Raw genomic sequence first — 1,221 nt, 5'->3', positions numbered from 1 at the left:
AATAGTACAAGTCAAAATGAGAATCCCTAATTACAAATTTTATGGTACTATGTAGTTACCGCACTGAAGGAGGATCTCATTATGGCAAAGCACTATGACAAACAATTTAAATTGGATGCAATCCAGTATTATCATGATCACAGAGAATTAGGATTGCAGGGTTGCGCTTCAAACTTAGGAATCAGTCATCAGACACTGTCTCGCTGGCAGAAAGAACTGCGTGATACCGGAGACATTGAGAGCCGTGGTTCTGGCAACTATGCTTCTGATGAAGCAAAGGAAATTGCACGTTTAAAGCGTGAACTACGTGATGCGCAGGATGCACTTGATGTATTAAAAAAAGCCATCAACATTCTGGGAAAATGACGGAAGCCATTTACCTCGAAGTTACTGAGAAGGCAGAAGCAGCCCACAAGGCTAAACGCCGTGTTTCTGTCTCCGGAATGTTGAAAATACTTGGCGTTTCACGTTCTGGCTATCGCGCATGGCTGAAACATGTTCCTTCCAATGCTGAAAAGCGTCGGGAATCAGTAAAAGCCAAAATCAAGGATATTTACGATAAATCTAAACAGAATTACGGTGCTCCCAAAATCACACAAGTGTTACGCAAAACAGGAGAAACTATTTCCGAGCGTACTGTTGGGCAGTACATGAAACAAATGGGCATTAAGGCTCAGTGGGTAAAGCCGTGGACAATCACCATAAGAGACTCCGATTTCAGTAGCAAACTTCAAAACATCCTTGATGAACAATTTAATCCAGAACGGCCAAATGCAGTTTGGTGTTCTAACATTACCTATATCTGGACGATAGATGGCTTCGTCTATTTGACCAGTATTATGGATTTATATTCCAGAAAAATCATTGCCTGGACATTGTCAAATACATTGGAAGCGTCCTGCGTGATTGAAACAATAAACAAAGCCAAGGCAAAACGAAAAATGGAAGAACCATTGATTATGCATTCCGATCGCGGCGTACAGTATGTTTCAAAGGAATACAAACGTGTCACTGCAAACATGCAGTGCAGTTATTCTAAAAAGGCTTATCCATGGGATAATGCCTGCATTGAATCATTTCATTCACTGATCAAGCGCGAATGGCTGAATCGCTTCAAAATCCGCGACTATAATCATGCATATCGATTGGTATTCGAATATCTGGAGGCATTCTATAACACCAAGCGAATCCATAGTCATTGCGATTACATGTCACCAAATG

Annotated in this window: 2 protein-coding genes; both read left to right on the top strand. The window is 41.1% G+C overall.

The window, feature by feature from the left end; genetic code table 11:
• The first annotated feature begins 81 nt into the window (after positions 1-81).
• Entirely contained in the window at positions 82-366 is a 285-nt protein-coding gene (locus FYJ57_RS15040; RefSeq protein WP_154433282.1) for a transposase, read from the top strand.
• A partial coding sequence (locus tag FYJ57_RS15035) for an IS3 family transposase (protein WP_154433281.1) occupies positions 363-1,221 on the top strand: 859 nt, incomplete at its 3' end. The genes FYJ57_RS15040 and FYJ57_RS15035, both read left to right, overlap by 4 nt.

This window comes from Oliverpabstia intestinalis (genome assembly GCF_009696065.1).
GTDB lineage: Bacteria > Bacillota > Clostridia > Lachnospirales > Lachnospiraceae > Oliverpabstia > Oliverpabstia intestinalis.
Note: the sequence above shows the minus strand (reverse complement) of the source record. Positions and strands in the feature narration are given on the sequence as shown.

Bases quoted from the DNA above. Each gene is read 5' to 3' on its own strand.
- FYJ57_RS15040 (WP_154433282.1), top strand. From the start codon at position 82: ATGGCAAAGCACTATGACAAACAATTTAAATTGGATGCAATCCAGTAT.